Annotated in this window: 18 protein-coding genes and 1 pseudogene; 12 read left to right on the top strand and 7 right to left on the bottom strand. The window is 61.3% G+C overall.

Features of this window, described 5'->3' with window-relative positions; all coding sequences use genetic code 11:
• Window positions 1–37: 37 nt before the first annotated feature.
• Window positions 38–1024, bottom strand: coding sequence for a sugar ABC transporter substrate-binding protein (locus LR948_RS18295; RefSeq protein ID WP_232755545.1), 987 nt, complete (start codon window positions 1022–1024; stop codon window positions 38–40).
• A 106-nt stretch (window positions 1025–1130) separates the two neighbouring features.
• On the opposite strand from LR948_RS18295, the gene LR948_RS18290 reads away from it, so the two are divergent.
• The 6 genes from LR948_RS18290 (at window position 1131) to LR948_RS18265 (ending at window position 5189) form a co-directional block, all read left to right on the top strand.
• The gene (locus LR948_RS18290; RefSeq protein ID WP_232755542.1) at window positions 1131–1880 is read left to right on the top strand and encodes a GntR family transcriptional regulator; all 750 of its coding nucleotides are present in this window, start codon (window positions 1131–1133) and stop codon (window positions 1878–1880) included.
• Window positions 1877–2980: a Xaa-Pro peptidase family protein gene (locus LR948_RS18285; RefSeq protein WP_232755541.1), complete on the top strand. Its 1104-nt coding sequence runs from the start codon at window positions 1877–1879 to the stop codon at window positions 2978–2980. The genes LR948_RS18290 and LR948_RS18285 overlap by 4 nt, the downstream gene beginning before the upstream one ends.
• A complete protein-coding gene (locus LR948_RS18280; RefSeq protein ID WP_232755539.1) occupies window positions 2973–3506 on the top strand; it encodes a GAF domain-containing protein in 534 nt (177 codons plus the stop codon). Before LR948_RS18285 ends, LR948_RS18280 begins: the two co-directional genes overlap by 8 nt.
• 577 nt (window positions 3507–4083) lie before the next feature.
• Window positions 4084–4437, top strand: coding sequence for a transposase (locus tag LR948_RS18275; protein WP_232755537.1), 354 nt, complete (start codon window positions 4084–4086; stop codon window positions 4435–4437).
• Window positions 4437–4649 carry an IS3 family transposase gene (locus LR948_RS18270; RefSeq protein ID WP_232755536.1) on the top strand — a complete coding sequence of 71 codons (213 nt, stop codon included), beginning with the start codon at window positions 4437–4439 and terminating at the stop codon, window positions 4647–4649. The genes LR948_RS18275 and LR948_RS18270 overlap by 1 nt, the downstream gene beginning before the upstream one ends.
• Before the next feature lie 6 nt (window positions 4650–4655).
• Window positions 4656–5189, top strand: a complete 534-nt coding sequence (locus LR948_RS18265; RefSeq protein WP_232755534.1) for an IS3 family transposase — start codon at window positions 4656–4658, stop codon at window positions 5187–5189.
• A gap of 252 nt (window positions 5190–5441) precedes the next feature.
• Here LR948_RS18265 and LR948_RS18260 read toward each other — a convergent pair whose 3' ends face one another.
• Window positions 5442–6314, bottom strand: coding sequence for a polysaccharide deacetylase family protein (locus tag LR948_RS18260; protein ID WP_232755532.1), 873 nt, complete (start codon window positions 6312–6314; stop codon window positions 5442–5444).
• Between the two features lie 253 nt (window positions 6315–6567).
• Between LR948_RS18260 and LR948_RS18255 the strand changes: the two genes are divergently transcribed.
• Genes LR948_RS18255 through LR948_RS18240 form a run of 4 tightly spaced genes read left to right on the top strand, consistent with a single transcriptional unit; the run spans window position 6568 to window position 10262 of the window.
• The gene (locus LR948_RS18255; RefSeq protein WP_232755524.1) at window positions 6568–7566 is read left to right on the top strand and encodes a TRAP transporter substrate-binding protein; all 999 of its coding nucleotides are present in this window, start codon (window positions 6568–6570) and stop codon (window positions 7564–7566) included.
• Entirely contained in the window at window positions 7563–8069 is a 507-nt protein-coding gene (locus LR948_RS18250; protein WP_232755522.1) for a TRAP transporter small permease, read from the top strand. Before LR948_RS18255 ends, LR948_RS18250 begins: the two co-directional genes overlap by 4 nt.
• Window positions 8066–9346, top strand: coding sequence for a TRAP transporter large permease (locus tag LR948_RS18245; RefSeq protein ID WP_232755521.1), 1281 nt, complete (start codon window positions 8066–8068; stop codon window positions 9344–9346). Before LR948_RS18250 ends, LR948_RS18245 begins: the two co-directional genes overlap by 4 nt.
• 4 nt (window positions 9347–9350) lie before the next feature.
• Window positions 9351–10262: a LysR family transcriptional regulator gene (locus LR948_RS18240; protein ID WP_232755519.1), complete on the top strand. Its 912-nt coding sequence runs from the start codon at window positions 9351–9353 to the stop codon at window positions 10260–10262.
• 778 nt (window positions 10263–11040) lie between these two features.
• Here the strand turns inward: LR948_RS18240 and LR948_RS18235 are convergent.
• From LR948_RS18235 to LR948_RS18225, 3 genes are all read right to left on the bottom strand, one after another.
• The gene (locus LR948_RS18235) at window positions 11041–11289 is read right to left on the bottom strand and encodes a hypothetical protein (RefSeq protein WP_232755517.1); all 249 of its coding nucleotides are present in this window, start codon (window positions 11287–11289) and stop codon (window positions 11041–11043) included.
• Window positions 11290–11334: 45 nt separating this feature from the next.
• Window positions 11335–12225 (bottom strand): MFS transporter, encoded by an 891-nt coding sequence (locus LR948_RS18230; protein ID WP_232755516.1) that lies wholly within the window; start codon window positions 12223–12225, stop codon window positions 11335–11337.
• Window positions 12226–12303: 78 nt separating this feature from the next.
• Window positions 12304–13584 (bottom strand): MFS transporter, encoded by a 1281-nt coding sequence (locus tag LR948_RS18225; protein WP_232755515.1) that lies wholly within the window; start codon window positions 13582–13584, stop codon window positions 12304–12306.
• Window positions 13585–14269: 685 nt separating this feature from the next.
• On the opposite strand from LR948_RS18225, the gene LR948_RS18220 reads away from it, so the two are divergent.
• Together LR948_RS18220 and LR948_RS19065 are read left to right on the top strand one after the other, a co-directional pair.
• Complete coding sequence (locus tag LR948_RS18220) at window positions 14270–15532, top strand: GAF domain-containing sensor histidine kinase (RefSeq protein ID WP_232755514.1); 1263 nt, start codon at window positions 14270–14272, stop codon at window positions 15530–15532.
• 102 nt (window positions 15533–15634) lie between these two features.
• Window positions 15635–15724: a transposase gene (locus LR948_RS19065; RefSeq protein WP_370635008.1), complete on the top strand. Its 90-nt coding sequence runs from the start codon at window positions 15635–15637 to the stop codon at window positions 15722–15724.
• Window positions 15725–15780: 56 nt separating this feature from the next.
• On the opposite strand, the pseudogene LR948_RS18210 reads toward LR948_RS19065, so the two are convergent.
• Together LR948_RS18210 and LR948_RS18205 are read right to left on the bottom strand one after the other, a co-directional pair.
• Window positions 15781–16011 (bottom strand): annotated as a pseudogene (locus LR948_RS18210) (transposase); the annotation flags it as partial.
• Between the two features lie 147 nt (window positions 16012–16158).
• The coding region (locus tag LR948_RS18205; RefSeq protein WP_232755513.1) for an A24 family peptidase at window positions 16159–16564 on the bottom strand (406 nt) is incomplete at its 5' end.

Here is a 16564-nt window from a genome sequence, read left to right as displayed (position 1 = left end):
AGCGCGGCACGAATGCCGCGCTGGCCGGTTTCGCGTCTTATTGTTCCCACTCGCCGGAAAAGTCCGGATTGGCTTCAAGGACCTCGGCGTCGATCATCGCTTCGATGGGGCCGGATTCGTCCATGTTGATCATGCTGTTGACCGGCTTGCCTTCGATGGCGTTGGCGATTTGCTCCATCGCGAGGGCCCCCATGGTCTTGGGGAAATAAGCCAGCGTCGCGTCCCAGCGTCCTTCGCGGATTGCGTCGATGGCGATGGCCGCCGCCCCGCCGCCCGAGAGGTAGACGTCGGAGACGTCCATCCCGGCTGCTTCGAGAGCGATTTCAACTCCGACGAGATGCTGATCCGCATTGGACAGCACAACGTCCACGTCAGGGCTGGCCTGCAGGATGTCGGTCATCGCCTGCAGACTGGGATCGGGCGCGTACCAGCCCTCGCCGACTGCGACCACGTCGATGTTATCTTCTTCACCAAGGACTCGCTGGAAAGTTTCCAGGCGCAGGTTGTCGAAGGGGAAAATCTTGGCACCGATGATGATGACCACGTTGCAGGGGGCCTTGTCGGCACAATGCTCGACCACATCCTCGGCCTGCGACGTGGCGCCGGGCACGGGCGGGGAGGCGGCGGTCACCGTGATCCCGTCGACCTGAGGTTCGAGCGTGTTGAGGTCCGGACCGATGGGGAAAAGGACCGCACCGATCGGGATACCTTCGGCGACGACCTGTTCGAAAGCACCCGCGATCCCGACCGAGTCATTGGGCGCTACGATCATCCCGACATACTTGTCAGAAGCGAGTGCATCTTCAATCTGGCCGTATTGCACTGCCGCGTCGAACTGACCATCGATCATTTCGGCACCGTATCCACGGGCCTCCGCCACCTCCTGTACGCCTTCGAAGGTCGCCTGGTTGAACCCGTTCTGAGAGGTCGAAGCGAAATAGGCGATCATGCCCTCAGCGGAGGCAGAGCCCGCCATTGCGGCGGCGGCGGCGCTGGCGAGAAGGGTCTTCCTCAGGACAGTCATTGTGGGTCTCCCTGGACTTTTTCGGTTACTCCGTTCACCTCGATGTTGCGGTTTATGCAAACTTAATGCAAGATAAAATTATGCAAACTTTATGCAGGACGTGAAGATGGCTCAACCGACGGCAAAAAAAGCAACGACCGAGCACTCCCCCGCCAAGAAAAAACGAGGGGCATTGCTGGTGCACGAAAGGCTGCGCGAAGACATTCAGTGGCTGCGGATCGAGCCGGGCTCCGCCCTCGATGAGGTTGCGTTGGCCCGACAGTTTGAGGTGTCGCGCACCCCGATTCGCGAGGCGTTGCTGCTCTTGTCGAACGAAGGGTTCGTCCAATTTCTGCAGAACCGAACGACCATTGTTGCGCCGCTCTCTCTCTTCAATCTTTCTGCCTTCACCGACACGCTGATCCTACTTTCGCGCGGCATGGTTCGGGCGGCGACGCTTCAAGGGCAAGCAGACAAAAGCACCCTCGACGCCTTCGTCGCTGACTATTCAAACGCCTTGGAACAGGGAGAGGACGAGGCCGCGTTCCATGTGCAGCTGGAATTCTTCCGCCACATTGCCTCCCTGGCGCGGAATCGCTTCCTCGAGAAATATTTCTTGGAAGCCCAAGACGCCTCCGTCCGCACGAAGTTGCTGTATTTCTTCCCGCACCTCTCCGGCAAAGACCGGCTTGAGGCGATCCGCCGGCTCCAGTCCATCTCTAACGCGGTGCTGGCTGGTGAAGCAGACGAAAGCGATGCCGCGACCCGCGACGCGATACTATTTGAGGTCGACGTGATCCAGCGCGGCCTCGGACCGCGCTTCGGACACGAAATGACGCTTGGCCCGAGCACCCGATCGGAAGAGGAAGGAGCATGACACTCCTTTCGACCCGCATGACGCGCGCCCGGTCGATCATGGCCGATGCCGGCATTGGCGCACTGGCCTTCGTGCCCGGCCCGAACTTCTCCTACCTGACCGGCGTGCATTTGCACCTTATGGAGCGGGCAACACTCTTCGTGCTCACATGCGAGGGCGGCTGCCTTGCCGTCATGCCGTCGCTCGAACGCCAGAAATGGTCCGCCGCCATGCCAGAGGCAGAAACCTTCTACTGGACCGATGCGGAAGGCCCCTCGAACGCGATTGCGGCGCTGGCCAAGGCGATCGGCACTGACACGCCCCTCGGGATCGAAGGGTTACGGATGCGCGCCGCCGAGTATCTCGCCCTGCTACGCCACTGGGACGCGGCGGCGATAATCGACGCTGACCTCGTTCTGGCGGAGCTTCGACTGCTCAAGGATGCCACCGAGATCTCAGAGCTGCGCCGCGCTATCGGGATCAGCGAATCCGCTTTGGGCGAGGTCCACCACGCCGGTATAGGTGGACGCAGTGAGGCTGAAATCACCGCCCGCCTCAAGTCCGCGATGCTGGCCCATGGCGCCACCGGCTTCGCCTTCGATCCCATCGTCCTGACCGGCGCGAATTCAGCCAACCCCCATGGCAGCCCAGGCGATCGCGTCGTGCAGCCCGGCGATGCCCTACTGATAGATTTCGGGGCGAGCTTCGGGAACATGCATGCAGACATCACCCGCACGGTTTTTTGCGCGCATGCCTCAGACGACCATGCACGCCTGTACGAAACCATCGCTACCGCCAATGCCGCCGGAAAAGCGGCCGCAATGCCGGCAAACAAAATAGGCGACGTTGATGCCGCGGCGACCGATGTACTTTCGGCCGCAGGTTATTCCGAACTGATCTTGCACAAGACCGGACATGGACTTGGCCGGGAAGTACATGAAGCGCCGCAGGTCGCGCGAGCGAACGGCGCCCCGCAAAGACCGGGTATGGTCTTCACGGTCGAACCGGGTCTTTACCGCGAGGCTGAGGTCGGAATCCGCATCGAAGACAACATCCTTATCACCGAAGATGGCCACGAATGCCTGACATCCTATACGAAGGAGCTTCTGACCCTTGCTTAACGCCGTCGACCCACTGACCCAATTTGCAGATGTCGTCGCCGGGAAAGGCTGGACCAGCCTTTTCCCTGCCTTGGAAAAGCACTCTCAGGCCACAATCGGGCATATCCTCTTTTCCTGCTCTGTCTTCCGGAAAGCACCTGGCGCGAATTGGGTCGCCGCGCGAGTATACTCAAACGACGAAAAAAACTATCCCACCTCGGGCCTGAAAGAGATAGTTCCGACTCGCTGGACCGAGCTAGTCATTTCCCAGGGCAAGACTTTTGTCGCGAACTCTGTAGAGCAGTTCTCGGATGTTCTGGCGGACCACGTGAAGATCGAGAGTATGGGCCTCGGTTCTGTCGTGAACCTACCTGTAGTCGTTTGCGGCCAATTCATCGGGACAGTGAACCTGTTACACGAAGCAGGTTACTACACCGGGGCGCGCGTGTCCGACCTTTCGACGCTTACCTTGCCCGCCCTGCTATCCTTCCAGTTGTCAGAGTTGCCCGCAGACCTCAGACATGCACATGACGGACAGCCTTCTTGATGAACGAAGGCGCAATACATGTCGGGCCTTCAAACATTTCTGAAAAGAATTATCGCCTAGACGGTCGTATCTCGGGGGCGGAGGCAAATAGCGCTCTCGGACGTCTAAACTGAATTCACCCGTCGACGACGCCACATTCTGCGACGGCATCAAGTCAGCCTTGGCGTTCTGCATATTAGCAACCGACCTTTCCGAAAAAGACCGCTCTGGGCCGGGAGCAACACGCGCGCGAAATTACAAGGCGCGCGCCCTCGTCGCGGCGCCGGAGGGCCGAATTGAGCCCGTTGCGGAATCTTCACTGTGGCGCGGCCATTTTTCATGCGCATGGCAGCTGTGGATCTGGTAGGTTCGTACGCCGCACAGCAAAACCATCGGGAGCAGCGACCGAACCGCGGACGAAGCCGCCTATCGCCATATTTGTTAAAGCTTCGCAAATACCGCACTGCAGTCCTACGAAATGCTATCAAGCTGTCAATCGGCACGCATTCTTCACCCCCCTATTGGTGTGCGCCCCTGCGGGTGGACCAGCCGGATCGGTTGAATTGACCCCTCGCGGGCTTTCAGAGGATGAAGGCCCATGCCCAGACGCCACCGCAGTCACAGCACTGAATTCAAACGCCAATTCGTCGCCGAGTATCATGGCGGCGAGACGCTCCATGCGCTCGGCCGGCACCACGACCTGTCCTGCAACCTTATCCGTATCTGGATCGAGAAGACCGAGGCTGGCGCTCTCGACGAGGACGTTGCGGCGGCCGAGCTGATGGCGGAATACGAAGCGCGGATCGCCGCGCTCGAGCGGCTGGCCGGACGCCAGGCGCTCGAGATCGAGTTTTTAAAGGGGGTTCAGCACTCAGGACGCTCGCAGAAAAGCGGGCATACGTCAGGGATCGCCGATCGAGCGGGCTCTCAATCCGGCGGAGGTGCGAGCTGATGGGTGTCGCCCGGTCCAGCTTCTACGCCGACCCTAGTCCCAAGCCTGGCGACGCGGCGATAATCGCGGAAATCCAGGCGATCACCGACGAGTTCGAGGGCTACGGTTACCGTCGTGTCGGTGCCGAACTCCGCCACAGGGGGCTTGTCGTCAACGCAAAGAAAGTGCGCCGACTTATGCGGGAGAACGACCTGAACCCGCGGCGGCGCTGACGCTTCGTGCGCACGACCTACAGCGACCATGGCTGGCCGATCTTTCCGTTCATCGCCAAAGCGTTCCAGGCGTACGGCCCCGACCAGCTCTGGGTCGCCGACCTGACCTATATCGCCATCCCTGGAGGGTTCGTCTACGCCGCGCTTATACTCGACGCATGGTCCCGCCGCGTTGTCGGCCATGCTGTCGGCCGCGGGATCGATGCGCGCCTCGCGGTAAGAGCGCTCCAGAACGCAATATCGGAACGGCACCCCTTGCCCGGCTGCGTGTTCCACACGAACCGCGGATCTCAGTACGCGTCGGAACTCCATCGCGGGGCTCTCGCTAAACGCGGATTCTACGGGTCGATGAGCCGCCGCGGCAATCCATACGACAACGCTCAAGCCGGGAGCTTCATGAAGACGTTGAAGGTGGAGGGTGCCTACCTGATGGAGTATGAAACCTTCGAGGAGGTCGCCGCAGGTGTTCCGCGCTTCATCGAAGCCTATAACACCCGCCGCCTACACTCAGCACTGGGGTATCTCAGTCCCGCCAAGTAAGAGGACCGCCACGCCCGCGCGAGGGTCAAAACTGCCGCCTGATCCTGTCCACCCGCAGGGGCGCACTCCAGACATACATGGCGGCCTTCAGCGCCGACTGCAAGTCACACGCGCGACTGGCGCTAAAGCCGACAGGCACTTATTTAGAAGATCCATGATCGACGGATGGATCGCAACCTGTGGTCTGGCAATAGTGCAAGATCGCGGCGCCGATTTCAGAAAGCCTCCGGAGGAGCAGATTGCGAGCCTCCTTCAGGCCGCATTCCGGCGCACATCAACGCAATGTGCCGCGATCTCGCTCCGCGTGGTGAGCCAGAGGTCCCGGTCCGCATTGCAAAGCCGGGCGATCTCGTCGATGGCCCAGGCCGCGGCGGGACGGCCGTAACAATGGCCATGCGCGAATACGTCGAGGATGATCGTTTCCGGCGGCTGACGCTTGATCCCCTCGAGCGCTGTTCCAAATAATTCCACGAACTGCCCGGGCGTTCGACCGAAGCGCATCGCATGTGGTAAGTCGTTGAACTCGACCGACATCGGTATGGCCAGGATGTTGCTTGCACCGAAGCGCTGGACATAAGGACGATCGTCGTCGATCACGTCGCCATGCCAGGCATAACCCAGCTCGGCCAGTCTATGTTGCACCGAGGGTCCCGAGGTAACGCGCGGACTGATCCAGCCCGCGGGCCGCTGGCCGAGAGCAGCCTCGATCCGAGCCGTGGTCTCGACGATGGAATGCTCTGCCTCGCCAGCGGATAGAGTTGGGAAGACCATGTCCTGCGCGAAGCCATGCGCCACGATATCATGGCCGGCCGCCGCGAAGTCGCGCAGCGTCTGTGGATGGTCCGAGGCGACGAGACCAGAAGTCATGAGTGATGCGGGAATGCCGTGCCGTTCGAGGATCGAGACAAGACGCGGGATGCCATGGGTCGCATTGTAGCGTCCGTAGCAGTCGGCGTTGGGGTCGAATAGCCCGTCCGCGAGGAGATTTCCCATCGGACCGACACCTGAGGTCGCCCCCTCCGACCAGGCTTCATAGGCCAGGTTGAAGATCACTGCGATGCGGCGACCTTCGGGCCAGACGAGGTCGTCTCCAAATGGCTGGGTGTCGATCCTGTTTGCTGGCATGTCGCCCCTCCGCTGTGCCGGTGCGCTTGTGTCCGGCGTGTGGCAGGAGAGACTAAGGCGCCGAGGGCAAAGAGAGAATTTCATTTCTTTCAAGGCATGCTGCACGGATTGCAGATGACATGCTGCACCATGTGCAGGTTATGATGCGAACTATGCACTGTTTGCATCGCGGTGCGCGCAGTTAGGCTCCATAGGGACGCCTGGGCCGGTGACGTTTCGGGGCCTCAAGGCGCAATCCAAGGGAGGATACCTGATGACCACGACCTTCACGCGCAGAGTGTTCGGCGCGGCGCTTGCCTCAGTCGCGCTTGCCGGCGCGGCCCATGCCGCAGAAATCGAACTGAAGCTTGCCTGGCTGACCGCTGACAGCCCGAGCGACCCCTATGCGATCACGGCCCATGCCTTCAAGAAAGAGCTCGAAGAAGCCACGAACGGTCGCGTCGAGGTGCAGCTCTTTCCTAATCGCCAGCTCGGCGACGACAAGGAAATCCTCGAAGGTTTGCAGTTCGGTACGATCGATCTCGGAATCATCACCAACGCGGTCGTGGCCAACCTGGAGCCAACCTACCAGCTGGTGGACTTGCCCTTCCTGTTTGGCAGCGCCGAACAGGCCCATGAAGTTCTCGACGGCCCCGTGGGCCAGGAGCTGGCCGCAAACCTACGCGATGAGGGGGTCGTGTCGCTCGGCGCTGCTGAGGGCGGCTTTCGCAACATGATCAACAACACCCGCCCTGTGCGCGGCCCCGAAGACGTGGAAGGCGTGAAATATCGCACCATGCAGAACCCGGTCTTTATCGAGATGTTCTCCTCGCTCGGCGGGAGCCCGGTGCCAATGGCCTGGGGGGAGGTCTTTACCGCGATGCAGCAAGGCACGGTCGATGGACTGGAGATCCCGGCCTCTGTCGTCAATTCCAACAACTACGCCGAAGTGACGAGGTATCTCAGCTTCACCCGCCACACATATTCGGCGATCCACCTGTTGATGTCCGAACGCACCTTCGACGGCCTGCCCGAAGACCTACAGCAGGCCGTTGTCGACGCTGGCCGCTCGGCCATTGCCGAGCAGCGCCGCACCGTGGCGGCTGCAGAGGCCGATGTGGTTGCGGCGCTCAAGGACAAGGGCATGGAGATCAACGATATCGACGACGTCAGCGCCTTCCGCGCCAAGGTCGCCCCGGTCTACGAGCGCTTCGCGCCGACCATTGGCCAAGAGCTCCTGGACAGCGCGCTTCAGGCCGTCTCGACGAAGTGAGCTTCTGGATCTCTGTCTTTCACCAGGGAGCCGCCCTGGTCTCCACCACAAGCCGCGTTACTGCGCGGCTTGTGGCCTATCTCTGCGCCGCGATCATCTTCGTCATGCTGGGGCTGCTGGTGACCCAGGTTCTCATGCGCTACTTTCTTGGTGCTCCGCCCAGCTGGACCGAGGAGCTGGCCATCATCCTCTTCGCCTGGCTTGTCCTACTCTACGCGACGGTCGGACTGCACGAGGGCTTTCATGTCGCCATCGACTCCATTCCCAGCCGGTTTGAACGGCTGAATCTCTGGGCCGATCGCTGGGTTGCGGCGCTTGCGATCCTCTTCGGCTGGGTCACGCTTTTTGCGGGCATCGCCTATGTCGAGCGCACCAGCGGACAGAAGACCGCGGCGCTGCAGATACCGATCGAAACGCTCTACCTGTCGGTGCCGATTTGCGGCGCTCTATTTGTCCTGCACGGTGTCGCCCGGCTCATCGCACCCTGTGAGGGCTCCAGATGAACGCCACGCTTCTCGTCTTGTCACTGGGGCTGCCGCTCATGCTAATCATGCGCGTGCCGCTCGCCTTCGCCATCGGGCTGGCGACTATCGGCGCGCTTTGGACAGCCGATATCGACATGGTGATTTTCGCCCAACGGATGGTTTCGGGCACGCAGTCCTTCTCGCTTCTGGCGATCCCGTTTTTCATCCTTGCAGGTGATCTTATGACCGCGGGCGGGATTTCGCGGCGTCTTGTCGGCTTTGCCGATGTGCTGGTGCGCCACCGTAAAGGGGGCTTGGGCATGGTTGCGGTCCTTGCCGCGGCCTTCTTCGCCGCGCTTTCGGGTTCCGCCCCGGCGACGACCGCCGCAATCGGCGCGATCATGATCCCGGAGATGGAGAAGCGTGGTTATTCGCGGCCTTTCGCGACCGCGCTTGCGGTCGCGGGCGGGATTATCGGACCGATGCTACCGCCATCAATCCCGATGGTCGTCTGGGGCGTGATGTCGGAAACCTCGATCAGCCAGCTCTTCCTCGCCGGGATCTTGCCGGGGCTGCTGCTGGCTCTGGGGCTCATGGCGCTGTGCTGGCTGCACGCGCGCCAGCACGGCATCCCGGCCCAGGCCAAGGCAAGCCGCGCCGAGGTCTGGGCTGCGTTCAATGCCGCGAAATGGGCGTTGTGCGGGCCGATCATCGTGCTGGGTGGCATCTACGGCGGCATTGTCACTCCAACGGAGGCGGCCATCGTCGCTGCCGTCTTCGCCCTTATTCTGGGCTTCGGCGTCTATCGCGAGCTCACGCTGGCAAACATCCTGCCGGTCACGCTCGGGTCGCTCAAGACGATGACCATCGTGATGTTCGTCATTGCCCTCGCGAACGGATTCGGCTGGGTCATGGCCTTCGAGCGCATCCCCGGGCAGGTGACCCAGGCCCTCGAGGGGTTTGCCGGCACGCCTGCGCTTTATCTCTTGATGATCAACGTGCTCCTTCTGGTGATCGGCTGCGTCATGGACAATCTTGCTGCGATGATCATCCTGGCGTCCTTCCTGGTGCCAATCGGGGAACAGCTCGGCATGGACCCAGTGCAATTCGGCGCGATGGTGGCGATCAACTTCACCATCGGTATGGCCACTCCGCCTTTCGGCTACACGATCTTTGTGGGGGCTGCGATCAGCGGTCTCCGGATCGGCCAGATAGCCCGACCCTTGATGCCGATGTTGGGGGTCATGATCGCGGTGCTGCTGCTCGTCGCCTTCGTCCCGCAGGTAACGCTTTCGATAGTCGGTCTTCTGCGGTGAGGCCATGGTGAACCTTCGCAAATTCGACCTGAACCTCCTGGTCATATTTCGCGCGATCATGAACCGCGGTTCTATTGCGGGCGCGGCGGAGGAGATCGGACTGTCCCCATCTGCGGTGAGTCATGCGTTGGCTCGGCTGCGAGTGATGCTGAACGATGAATTGTTCTTCCGCACGGCCGACGGGGTTAGCCCGACCGACCGGGCGCGGGAGCTCTATGTCGATATCGAGCACGGCCTTGGGTTCATCTCATCGGCGATCTCGCTTCAGCACCAGTTCGAACCTCGCAAGGCGGAACGTGTCTTCACCCTGCAGGTCGCCGACTACGTCGCCGGGTTCCTCCTGCCGCGCCTGGCCGAGCGACTTCAGACCGAGGCTCCTGGCATCTCGTTCGAGATCCTGCCGTTCTCTATTTCGACCGACAGCGTCTGGGACCGCGTCGACATGCAGGTCCGCTTGACTCCGGGGCGTCTGCAACCCGAGATGGTCCGCTCCCAGCGCTTGCTGGCGGATGAGATCGTGGTTCTGATGCGCCGCGACCATCCCCGCGCGGCGGAACCTATGAACGCCGAGCTCTATGCCGAGCTGCCGCATGTGAAGCTCTCGCAATCTGCCACGGGCACTACGGTTATCGAGGACGCTCTCGCCGCACGCGGGCTCAGGCGCCACATGTCCATGACAGTCGCGAGCTGGTTCGAAATTCCCGACATCGTGGCCAATTCCGACCTGATCGCCATTGCGCCGAGACGGCTTTTCTCGCTCGATCCGCGGCTCGGTCAGCTCCGGTCTGCGCCGCTGCCGCTCGAAGAGGTCGTGTTCTCTTTTGACCTTTGCTGGGACCTGAGAACCGAGCGCGAGCCCGGCCAGAAATGGCTGCGACGGGTGATATCGGATGTGTTCAAAGAGGTGAGTGCATGAGAGGGGCTGACGCCGGCTTCGGTGCGCTCGCGTTATTCCGGTATGAGCGGATCCGCTCGGCAATGGTGTTTAGACAATCCGGAAAGGTCGTTGGAGCCCGGCCGATGGCTGGTCTTTATCACCTGTCTCGCGGCATGGCGGCACGCTAAGACGATCGGCCCTGAGCTGACGGTCACTGGTAGTGTATTGAGGTTCGTTAGACGGTCCGACACCATAATCGCGGCGAAGGGCGAGTGGCAGCCCACCTACACTTTTGGATCGGCAGAGAATTTGGAATGTCAAGACTCAGCGAAGACTGCTCGTGGCGTATAGTGAAATTTCGCCAATCTAGTGGAGCATGATTTGGCGCCGCCTATTAAGCGGGCTGGTTACCGGTTTTATTGCCGAGTTTATCATTGGAATTGTCGATGGATTATCGGGTTACGGTGATCGGGCTGGTGTCTGGGGCGAGTTCGCAGGGCTTGTCGTCGCACTTCCGGTGAGTCTCTGGGCGGTGCGGACGAGTATCAACAGGCCTAATGTTCGACCTCTTCACTCTGAGATGCAGTAACTGATAACTGGCGTTCGATTTTTCAGTCTTTCTTCTTGCTTGAACCGCATTGCAAACATCGATCCGTGTCGTTTCGAGAGATGATATTCCGCAATATCTGAGGCGTCATGAACAGACCAGTTTTCTGGCCGATTTTCGCCCGACCGATACGAAATAATCCCTGGGGCTGCCATTCGCGACAAGTCATCGCCACGTCACAACCTTCAACGCGAGGCCATTTACTCTTCGTCATCCGGCAACCGCAGGCGTGGCCTTTTCTCGGATGATGCCAGACTTCATCACGAACGAGGTCGCGAGAGCCAGCGCTGCCGTGCCGAGCAGCATTGGAGCAGGACCGAAGCTCGACGATGCCGCGCCCGCGACCGCTGGACCTACGATGTTGCCTGCGCCCGTCAGCAGCAGCGCCACGGTGAAGCTGAGCGCTGGCAAATCGGGAAAGAGTCGTTCAGACCACAGCGAAAGGACCGCACTGACCATTATCACGAAAACGCCCTGAAGACCCGCCGAGACGATCACGCCGAGCTATGAGGTTGGTGCCCAGGCTATGATCGCGATGGACAGAGCTGCGCCTATGTTGAGCGCGCGCAGGAGCCACGACAGGCCGATCGCGGACTTGAGCCGCGCGGTCAGAAGGCCGAGGAGCCCCATCGCCCCGTAAGCACAAAAGACGACCGCACCGCTGGCCTGTGAGGGGAGGCTGACCAGGCCTCCGTGGTCCGCCACCCGGTCGGCGGCGAAGGTAACGTAAACCCCGTTGGTCAGACCGAAGGAGAAAGCGACGATGTAAAGCGGGAGCGCCGACCGCGTGGCAAGTTCGCCCCATTTGCGTGGGGGCGCTTCACCCGCGGGCTCCACGGTGTCGAAGAGTGCGAAGAGGTTGGCCAGCGCAGCGATCGCCGCGGCCAGGGCGAAAACCGTCCAAGCGATCCGCCAGCCGAAGTCGAAAACCGCGAGCGACAATGCAAGAAGGCCTGCGAGCAGTACGCCGACGGCGGTGCCAGAACTGATGGCGGTCAGCGCCCCGGGTCGGTCACCATCATAGAGGATGCGTTGCGCGGCGTTGTTGAACGGCGTCCACGAGAACCCGGCGCTGGCGCTTGCGAGAAAGACACCCAAGGCGAGGGCGATTGCGTTCGGCGCTGCGGCGACAGTGCCAAGACCGATCGCGGCGGCGACCATGCCACAGACGATGGGAACGCGCGGCCCAGAACGGGCGATTAGTCGATAGGAGCAGGCAAGGCCGATGAAGAAGGCCGCGAAGCCGAGGCTCGAGATGACCCCCGCGGTGGGTGTCGAGAGTGAGAAGGCCTCGCGGAACTGTGGTAGGAAGAGGCCGAAGCCGATCCGCGCAGGGCCGAAAGCGATGGCGGTGGCGGCCGAACCGGCCGAGGCGATGCGCGTGAGGGAGTGCATGGGCAGCCTCCTGTCTCTCGGGGCGAAGGCGCCGGATCGACCACAGGTTCCTGATCCATTGAATTGTATCGCGCAAGATCAACGAGTGCTCGGGTCTGATCCACTTTCTCTCTCGCGCTCGGCTTCGGCCTGTTCCGCAGACCAGGCGCCGGCCGCCTCTACCGCGACAGGAGAGGCAGTGGGGACGACGCCAAGGTAGCTCTCGGTCTCCTCGCTCGGCACTGTCGCACGTTGGGTCATCCGGTAGAGTGCATAAAGTGCGATGGCCGCGAAGAGCGTGCCGAGGGTGAGCCAAAAGGCGAAGGGGCCGAAGCTTTCCATCGTCCAGCCTGCGATTAGAGGCCCGAGGATCGCGCCGATCCCGAAGGTCAGGACCAGCCCGCCTGACGCCGCCGGCATATCCTCGGGCGCGAGCGCGTCATTGGTATATGCGAGGAACAGCGCGTAGAGCGGCGTCGTCACGCCTCCGGCCAGGAAGGCTGCGGCCATCAAGGCCCAGAGGTCGGTGCCAGCCATCCAGCCCGCCGCGCAGAAGGCCGTGCCGAGCACCGAAGCGACGAAGATCAACTTACGCCGGTCCATGCGGTCAGAAAGCCAGCCGATCGGGTATTGCAGCACCAGTGCGCCGGCAAAGAGCATCGCCACGAAAAGCGAGATCTGCGCAGCGCTCATCTCGATTTGGGTGCCGAAGACCGCGCCCATACCAGACTGCGTGGCGTAGACCCCACCGAGCAGAAAGATCCCCGCCGTCCCGAGAGGTGAGCCGCGAAAGAGTGCGGCCAGCGACATCGGCCGGGTGACCTGGCCCGCCGGCACCGGCGTCACAGTGAGGAGGATCGGCGCGAAGGACACCGAAACCAGGATCGAGGCGCCGATGAACAGTGCCGAGGAGGCCGCGTCGCCCAGCGTCAGAAGGCCCTGTGCCCCGATAATCCCTAGTGTCTGCGCGATCATATAGGCGGCCAGCACCTTGCCGCGGGTCTCGTTAGTTGAGGCGTCGTTCAACCAGCTCTCGGCTGTGACGTAGATCCCAGACATGCAGAAGCCGATCAGGATTCGCAGGATTGTCCAGGCCCAGGGCTCGGTCAGCAGGGGGAATGCGATCAGGCCGGCCGACATGAAGCTGCCGAGCGCCGCGAAGACGCGGACGTGCCCTACGCGCCGGATCATCACTGGACTCAGCCGCGCGCCCGACAGAAAGCCAGCGAAGTAGCCCGAGGTGACGATGGCGAGCTCGGTCGAGGAAAACCCTTCGATGCCGCCACGGAGGCCGAGCAGGGTAAAGTGCATGCCATTACCGAGCATGATCAGCACTATTCCGAGGAGGAGCGCCCAGACCCCAGACAGCATCTGCTTCATGAACGCCTCCTTCCGGTCGTAGGCGCAGGCATCGCCTGTGCCCGCTCATGACCTGCGCATCTTCGGGCATTCAGTGTCAATCAGGTTGTCTGCGATAACCTTCTACTCGCTGTGAATGGATAGCGATCCTCACCTTCCTCTGCATTCTTCCTAAGCATCCCAGAATAATCTCCCAAGTCGTGGGCCGAACAGGCGGAGCACGCGATCCTAGAACTCGATTAGCACCTTAAAGGCGCTTAAGTGGCGCAAACGAAGACACGCCGCTCGCCCCGGCGTGAGGGACGACCGCGGCCAATATCAACGTCGAAAGCGTCACATTCCGCAGACGGGATTTTTCAACACAATCGGCCGGAAGCCACTATGGTCACTTCGGGCGAAACCGGAACTTCGCCGTGTAGGCCAAACACTTCTCGACTGACGATGGAAGCTGCCGCTCAGGCTAGCCGCTGAAAACCACCTGTCATCTCGAATATGACCTGCTCCTGGAAAACTTGACCGCTGTCTCTGAGAAAATCTTGCAATGTTGCCAGCCGGCAGAATGAGGTCTCAAGTGGCTGTCCACAGCGAACGCGCCCGTTAAATTTGAGCTCGTTTGATGATTTCTCAATGTGCACAGGCGCCTCAGGAACTCGAAAACGCATCTTCGCGTTTTCCGCTCTGAGCACCTATGTTTGAGGTATGTCCGATGACGCGCTCAGCCATTACCTTCCCCTTTGCTTCGAACGAACACGCGCGTCTACGGGAACTACGTGAAGTCGTCGATCCTGAACGAAGCAGCAACGCGTACGTTCAGGATATCGCGGAGCGTGCCGCCGATATGTTCGGCACGCCAGCCGCCCTGGTATCGATCGTCGAAGCCGACCATCAGTGGTTTCTTGGGAAGACCGGGATCAATTTGGAGATGACGCCACGCGACTATTCGATCTGCTCGCGGACGATCATGTCGGACCGACCTCTAATTCTACCTGACACGCTCAAACATGAAGAGTTCAGCGCCCACCCCGCCGTCATGCAGGCGCCTAATGTTCGGTTCTACGCCGGCGCGCCGATCGTGCTCAGATCGGGGTTCCGCGTTGGTAGCGTTTGCGCCCTCGACGTCTCGCCCCACGAGGCGCCGTCGCAAGAGAAGATCACCGCGCTCCAAAACCTGGCAGCCGAGGTTGCCCAGCATATCGAGACCCAGCACCAGAGGCGCTCGGGCGACAAATCGGTGAGCCGCCAGAAAATCGTCAGCGACGCGCGACAGGAATTTCTGAACTTAATCGGCCACGAGTTTCGTACGCCGCTCACAGTGCTCCTCGGGAATGCCCGGCTTCTCCGTGCGAGCGCCACTGGTGAGATCGAGATCGACCCTCAGAAACTTACGCATCTGTCAGACCAGGCAATCTCCGCGGTCATCGCGTCTGGCGAGCATCTGCAACGACTGATCGAACATGTCATGCGCTTCTCCGATCTTCAGAGCGGTGAACTAATGATCGCTGAAGAAACTATCCAATGCCGGGACCTGCTCGATGCCGTCGTGGCTCCAATCAGCCCGATAATCACGGCGTCGCATCGCAACGTTCGAACGGATTGTTCGGATGAGGTCCAGACGATTAAAGGGGACGGAGAGCAGTTGTGCGTCGCCCTGTCATCCCTTGTGACGAACGCCGTGACCCATGGAAGGGGCGATATCAAGCTCTTTGCGACGCGAGGTGAAGACCAGACGCTCCGCATCGTCTGTTCAGATGAAGGGGAAGGCCCCTCCGAGGAACAACTCAATCGATCAGACCGACCCTTCGCTATCTACCAAGACCTGAGCACACGCAAAACTAGCGGGCTCGGTTTGGGACTGCCCTTGGCGAGGAAGATCACCCAGCTTCATGGCGGTAGACTGCAACGCGGTCGCAACGCGGGCAGCTCGTGGGTCGAACTCGTGCTTCCCGGCTGGCGCTGCGGGTTGGCGTAGTGTCTGTGCAAAGTATGAATGGCGCTTGGTCTTGACCCCTGAAACTGGTCCGTTCCGACTGCGAATTTTTGGGCACACTTCGGAAGCGAGAGGAGTGCCCAGATGCCGAAGAAACGATTCACTGTTGAGCAGATCGTGTTCGCGCTGAGGCAGGCGGAAGCCGGCACGAACGTTGGCGAGATCTGCCGGTAGATGGGCGTGGCGGAAGCCACGTTCTACCGCTGGAAGAAGGTCTATGCTGGGATGGCCTTGTCGAGCGAGAGGTCCGCGACCTTCCGCTTCAGGCGTGCGTTCTCCTCCTCCAGCAGCTTCAGTCGTCGCACTTGCGACGGCATCAACCCGCCGTATTTCTTACGCCAACTGAAATATGTCTGTTGCGAAATTCCGGCCTTCCGGCAAACCTCCTCAACGCTGAGTCCGTCATCAGCCTGCTCCAAAATGAATGCAATCTGCTGTTTGCTGAACCTCGATTTCTTTATCGATCTTCCACGCTCTGCCTGCCGGGGACATGACGAGAAAATTCCCAGTTTCGGCGGTCCAGTTTCCCGGAAGCAGGTCAAACTTACTGCCTGAAAAGCCCAAGTTGGGTGGCCCGGAGGCGCCCCAGGGCCGGCCAAGGTCTGCGCTCAGCCCGCCAGCCGCGCCCCCCAGAGCAGCGCAAAACCCAGGCACAACCAGGGGCCGAAGGCCAGCTCCGTCCCCCGCCCCCCGCGCCGCAGCAGAGCGGCGGCCAGGCCGCCGAGCGAGGCGATCAGCAAGAGGCTCGGTAACGCCTGCCAGCCGAGCCAGGCGCCCGCCCCTGCGAAGAGCTTCGCATCGCCCAGCCCGAGGCCCTCGCGCCCGTGGCGTGCGAAAAACCACGCCCCGATTGCCCAGAAAACCGCGAAGCCGCCTCCAGCGCCCAGCACCGCTGCGCGCAGCTCCAGCCCGGGCATGAGCGCGGCCAACGCGAGGCCCGCCGCGAGTAGCGGCAGGGTGACCGCATCCGGCAGCCGGTGGTCGGTCAGATCGCGCCAGGCAAGATACCCGAGT

Source organism: Roseivivax sp. GX 12232 (assembly GCF_021272185.1).
Taxonomy (GTDB): domain Bacteria; phylum Pseudomonadota; class Alphaproteobacteria; order Rhodobacterales; family Rhodobacteraceae; genus Roseivivax.
The sequence above is the reverse complement of the archived record's forward strand: the minus strand, read 5'-3'. Positions and strand labels throughout refer to the sequence as shown.